At 71.2% G+C, this 5837-nt stretch carries 4 protein-coding genes; 3 read left to right on the top strand and 1 reads right to left on the bottom strand.

Annotated elements, in window-relative coordinates; all coding sequences use genetic code 11:
* A partial coding sequence (locus P409_RS24270) for a helicase-related protein (RefSeq protein WP_034844692.1) occupies nt 1-1807 on the bottom strand: 1807 nt, incomplete at its 3' end.
* 121 nt (nt 1808-1928) lie between these two features.
* Between P409_RS24270 and P409_RS24265 the strand changes: the two genes are divergently transcribed.
* From P409_RS24265 to P409_RS24255, 3 genes are all read left to right on the top strand, one after another.
* Nucleotides 1929-3494 carry a hypothetical protein gene (locus P409_RS24265; RefSeq protein WP_034844691.1) on the top strand — a complete coding sequence of 522 codons (1566 nt, stop codon included), beginning with the start codon at nt 1929-1931 and terminating at the stop codon, nt 3492-3494.
* Nucleotides 3495-3530: 36 nt separating this feature from the next.
* Nucleotides 3531-5072 carry a hypothetical protein gene (locus P409_RS24260; RefSeq protein ID WP_034844689.1) on the top strand — a complete coding sequence of 514 codons (1542 nt, stop codon included), beginning with the start codon at nt 3531-3533 and terminating at the stop codon, nt 5070-5072.
* 17 nt (nt 5073-5089) lie between these two features.
* On the top strand, nt 5090-5837 hold a 748-nt coding region (locus tag P409_RS24255; protein WP_034844687.1), incomplete at its 3' end, for a hypothetical protein.

The raw sequence follows: 5837 nt of genomic DNA, 5'->3' as shown, positions 1-5837 counted from the left end.
GTGCCGCCACCCGGTCGCGGCCGGCCCCGTCCAGCAAATCGGTGTCGCGCACCCGCACGGAGGGGGCCAAGGGCGACGGGCCGGCGGCGATCCGGCCGATGCCGGTGCCGCGCCAGGAGATGACGCCGTCGGCGGCCAGGGCCAGGTCCTCGTCCGGCGCCGCCTCCAGCTTGCCGACGCGGCCGGCGACCTCGTCCTTCAGCGCCCGCCGCGCGGCGCTGCGGATCGCCTTCAGGTCGTCATCCTCGATGGTGGCGTCGGGATAGAAGGCGAAGCCCTCGATGCTGCCGACATGCTCGCCCTCGACCAGCACCTGCCCTTGTGCGTTCACCGCGGCCAGGAGCTCGCCGCCGGCCTTCATGGTGCGCACCAGCAGGGCGGTGCGCCGGTCGACGAAGCGCTGGGTCAGCCGCTCGTGCAGCGCGTCGGACAGCCGGTCCTCGACCGCGCGGGTGCGCTCCTGCCAGTGCCCCGGATCGGGGATCCAGGCGCCGCGATGGGCGATGTAGGTCCAGGTCCGGACATGGGCGATGCGGGCCACCAGCGCGTCGATGTCGCCCTCGGTGCGGTCCAGCTTCTCCACCTGCTCCGCCACCCAGTCGGTGTCCAGCCGCCCGGCCAGGCCGGTGGTCAGCTGGCGGAAGATCTGGCCCTGCATGCGGATATGGGCGTCGGACAGCACCTTGCGGAAATCCGGGATCTGGCACACCTCCCACAGCAGGCGCACCGCCGCCGGGTTGCGGGCGCGGCCGACCAGCTCGTCGTCGCGCATCAGCAGGCCCAGCGACAGCTGGTCGTCGGCCTCGGCCATGCGCCGCAGCTCCGGCCGCGTCGGCCGCCGCTCCAGGCTGCGCAGCAGGCCGAGCGGGCTGCGGAAATCCAGGTCGCCGTTGCGCCACATCAGCGTCTGCAGCGGGTCGAAGCGGTGGTTCTCCACCCGCTCGACCAGCTCCTCGTCCAGCGTCCCGGCCTCGTCGGTGGTGCCGAAGGTGCCGTTGGCCATGTGCCGCCCGGCGCGGCCGGCGATCTGGGCGATCTCGGTGGCGCGCAGCCGGCGCGGGAAGCGGCCGTCGAACTTGGTCAGCCGGGCGAAGGCGACATGGTCGATGTCCATGTTCAGCCCCATGCCGATGGCGTCGGTCGCCACCAGGTAGTCGACCTCGCCCGACTGGTACAGGCCGACCTGGGCGTTGCGGGTGCGGGGCGACAGGGCGCCCAGCACCACGGCGGTGCCGCCGCGGGTGCGGCGCATCAGCTCGGCGATCTCGTAGACGTCGTTGGCCGAGAACACGACGATGGCGCTGCGCGGCGGCAGCCGGGTCAGCTTGCGCTTGCCGGTGTGGGTCAGCTCCGAGAAGCGCGGGCGGGTCACGAACTCCGCCTCCGGCACCAGCTTGCGGATCAGCGGGCGGATCGTCTCCGACCCCATCACCATGGTCTCGGCCCCGCCGCGGGCATGCAGCAGCCGGTCGGTGAAGACGTGGCCGCGCTCCGGATCGGCGCAGAGCTGGATCTCGTCGATGCCGACGAAGGCGACCGGCCGGTCCAGCGGCATGCTCTCAACCGTGCACAGGAACCAGCGGGCGCCGGGCGGGACGATCTTCTCCTCGCCCGTCACCAAAGCGACATGCGCCCGTCCCTTGATCGCCACGATCCGGTCGTAGTTCTCACGGGCGAGCAGCCGGAGCGGGAAGCCGATCATGCCGCTCGCATGGCCGAGCATGCGTTCGATGGCGAGATGGGTCTTTCCGGTGTTGGTCGGGCCGAGCACGGCCGTGAGGCGCGTGCGATCACCTGCGAGGTCCATACCCGACAATTGAACGCTGGCGGGTGCTAATGCAAGACTGCCGCCCCGCCGGCCGCGCGGGCGGCCGATCGGCTGAAGACGATATTGGTCGGGCCTCCGCTCGACTCGACGGAGAATTGAGATGCGTCCGCTTTCCCTGCTCGCAGCCGGCGTCGCCGCCTGGATCCTCCTGCCGGCCGCCGCCCAGGCGCAGGCGACGGCGGAGGGCGCCGACAAGATCCGGCTGGGCCTGAAGGACTGGATCGCCACCCACCTGGCCACGGCCGACAAGTCGGTGGTGGTCAACTTCCAGGGCCCGATCACGGTCGAGCCGCAGGGCAAGTCCTACAAGGCGGTGATCCCGAGGTCGGAGATCGTGTTCACGACCGTTGCCGCGACCACCTTTAAACAGGCACAGCCTCCTGGATCCGGGGTTGTGGTGACGGACCATACAGACACGTCGACATTGGCCCTCGACCCGGTCGAGCTGCAGCTGACGCCGCTGGAGAATGGCTGGCTGGACACGGTCGCGACCATCCCGACCACCTACCGGATCACCCCGGCCAAGAGCGGCGACAAGGGCGCCGAGCTGACGATCGGCACCCAGGCGCTGCGCGGCGTCTTCGCCCCGCAATACCATGCCTTCATGTCGCTGGACGGCAAGCTGGGCCAGATCACCGCTCATTCGCTGAACCCGGCCGAGGCCAAGGGCGCGCTCAAGATCGACGAGATCACGCTGGCCGGCGACAGCACCGCGGTCGGCCCGGACACCTATGACAGCACCGGCACGATCGGCTTCTCCGGCCTCTCCTTCATCGACGAGACCGGGGCCCAGCTGATGCATCTCGACGGCGCCACGGTCGAGGGCAAGGCAGCGGCGGCGAACATGGCGGCGCTGCGCAGCTTCAGCGACAAGCTGACCGACCTGCAGAAGCGCTATCCGGCCGAGCCGGGCGGCGAGATGCCGAAGGAGTTCCTGGCCGAGCTCGGCCGCGTGTTCCAGGGCACGCCGAAGCTGTTCAACGATTTCGGCTTCAGCTACGGGGTGAAGGGCGTCGAGGTCACGCCCGGCGCCGGCGACGGGGTCGACAAGGTAACGCTGGCCTCGGCCGGCTTCGGCGTCGGCATCGCCGGCCTGGCGCAGGACGCCTCGACCTTCCGGATCAATCTCGACCTCGCCCAGCTCGGCATCGACCCGCTGCCGGAGTTCGGCCAGTTCATCCCGCACACCGCCACGGTGGACCTGGCGCTGACCAACCTGCCGAACCAGGCGCTGCTGCAGGCCCTGACCGGCATGCTCGACAGCTCGGCCACGCTCGGCCCCGACCAGGCGGCGGAGATCGCGGGCGCCCAGCTGCAGCAGGCGGTGATGAACGGCAACGGCGCGCTGGAGATCCGCTCGTTCAGGGCGTCGTCGCCGCTGACCAGCATCGACCTGACCGGCACGCTGCGGCCGAACCCGAAGGCGCCGCTGATGATGACCGGCGACGCCCGGCTGGTGGTCACCGGGCTGGACAAGGCGCTGGAGGCGGCGAAGGCCGCGCCGGACGGGGTGGAGATGGTGCAGGGCCTGACCGTGCTGCAGACCATGGGCGCGGAGGAGACGGTCGACGGCCAGCCGGCCCGCACCTACAAGCTCGAGATCAGCGAGAAGGGCGACATCCTTCTCAACGGCACCGACCTCAAGCCGTTGCTCGGCCTGCGCTGAGCCGACGGCCACGACATCGCATAGCGGGAGGCGAAGATGAGACGGTCGATCTGCATCCTGGCGGGCGCCGTCCCGCTCTGTCTCGCCGGCGGCGCCTGGGCGCAGTCGACGCCCGACGGCGCGGCGGGGCTGCGCGACGGGCTGAACGAGATGCTGAAGCCGATCCTGGACATCCGGGTGCAGCAGCAGCCGCTGTTCACCGGCCCGGTCACGGTCGAGCCGGCGGGCGCCGGCTACACGGTCGTCTTCCCCGGCATCGACCTGACGCTGAAGGGCAAGGAGGCGGCGTCGAAGGCGGTGGCGCTGCATTGCGACGCCCAGACCTACAGCGCCGCCTCGACCGGCGCCGCCACCTGGCGGCTGGAGAGCACCGAGCCGCTGAACTGCGTCGCCACGCCGGAGGGGGAGAGCAAGATCACCCTGGCCTCCCGGTCGCTGCAGGCCCATTTCACGGTCGATCTGCAGCAGAAGCTGTTCACCGAGGGGGAATGGCGGATCGACGGCCTCTCCGGCACCCAGGACGGGAAGCAGGGGAAGGTCACGGTCGACACCCTGTCCGCCAGCAGCCGACTGCGCCCGGCGACCGCCCCCGACCGGCACGACGTCGCCTTCAAGATGGAGGCCAGCGGCATCAGCGCCCTGGACGAGACCGGGGTCGAGCGGTTCAGCATGGGCCATGCCGCCTATGACGGCACCATGGACGGCATGAACGTGCACCAGGTCATGTCGTCCTACGGCCAGGTGATCGACGTCTATGTCGAGATGTTCGAATCGCTCGCCGATTCCGGCACCGCGGCCGATCCGAAGCAGGCGGCCGCGGTGCAGGGCGAAGTGATGAAGAGGATCATGGGCCCGTTCAAGGAGATGATGGCGGCCTATGGCGACGGCGGCCAATTCGGCGCGACGATGACCGACCTGCGGGTGAAGGCGCCGGACGTGCAGGTGACGCTGGACCGGACGCGCATCGTCGAGGGCTATGCCGGCGCGGCCACGCCGGGCAGCGGCACCGGGGTGATCGAGATGGAGATGGCCGGGCTGGCGATCGCCCCGAAGCCGCCCTTCGCCGAATGGATCCCGACCGACGCGACCATCCGCCTGAACGCCAGCGCCGTTCCCTGGGCTGAGGTCGGCACCGCCTATATGGGGGTGATGGAGGCCTCGGCCGGCCAGGCGGCCGACCCGGCCAAGGCCCAGCAGGCGATGGCCCAGGCGATGATGGAGCTCGGCGGCGTCCTGCGCAAAGCCGGCAGCCGGCTCGACATCACCAGCTTCCACATCGCGGCGCCGGAAGCCGCAATCGACTTGAAGGGCTCGGTGCAGGGCAAGGAGGCGGCCAAGCATGGCGTGAACGCCGATCTCGACCTGCGCTTCACCAATCTCGACGGGCTGATCAAGTTCATCCAGAGCCAGCCGGACGGCGCCCAGGCGGCGGCCGGCCTGACCATGGCGCAGGTGATGGGACGCCAGGCCACGGCCGAGGACGGGCGCCCGGCGCGGGACTACGACATCGTCGTCGACGACGCCGGCAAGATCCTGGTCAACGGCACCGACCTGGCGGCGCTGGCGCCGAAGCAGTAGCGACCCGAGGAACTCCCATGCATCGTCTCGTCCCCGCCCTGCTCTGCGCCACCGCCCTTCTGGCCGCCGGCCCGGCCTTCGGCCAGGCGACGCCGGACGGCGCGGCCGCCCTGAAGAAAGGGCTCGCGGCGATCCTGACCCCGACCCTGGCCACGCCCGGGCTGGGCGAGCCGATCTTCGAGGGCGGCTGGACGGTCGAGCCCGCCGGCGCCGGATACAGCGTCACCGGCCCGGCCCTGTCCCTGGCGTTGCGCGACGACGATGCCGACGGCCGCAAGCGGGTGGTGCGGATCCGCTGCGACGGCGACCGCTACACCGCGACGGCCGGCGAGGGATCGGTCTACCGGCTGCAGGGCGAGACGCCGCTGCGCTGCGAGATCCGGCCGGGCGGTGACGAGCCGGCGGTCACCATCACCAGCCGCAGCCGCCATGCCGAGCTGACCGTCGACCTCGCCGCGTCGCTGCTGACCGCCTCCAGCGACGTGTCGGACGGGCTGACGGTGACCGAGGGCGACAAGACCCGGATCGCCGTGCACCGGCTGACCCTGACCAGCGCCACCACGCCGCGCACCGGCGAGTCCCGCGCGCAAGGATCCGGCCCGGCGCGGCAGGACATCGCCCTGCGGGTCGAGGCGGAGGGGCTGTCGGCCGGCGACCCCGCGGCCGGCGACGGCGTCACGCTGGGCCGGCTGCGCTACAGCGGGACGTTGGAGGATGTCGACGCGGCGGCGCTGCGCGACCGGGTGTGGCGAGTGATCGCCTTCG

Source organism: Inquilinus limosus MP06, from assembly GCF_000767795.1.
GTDB classification, from domain to species: domain Bacteria; phylum Pseudomonadota; class Alphaproteobacteria; order DSM-16000; family Inquilinaceae; genus Inquilinus; species Inquilinus limosus_E.
The sequence above is the reverse complement of the archived record's forward strand: the minus strand, read 5'-3'. Positions and strand labels throughout refer to the sequence as shown.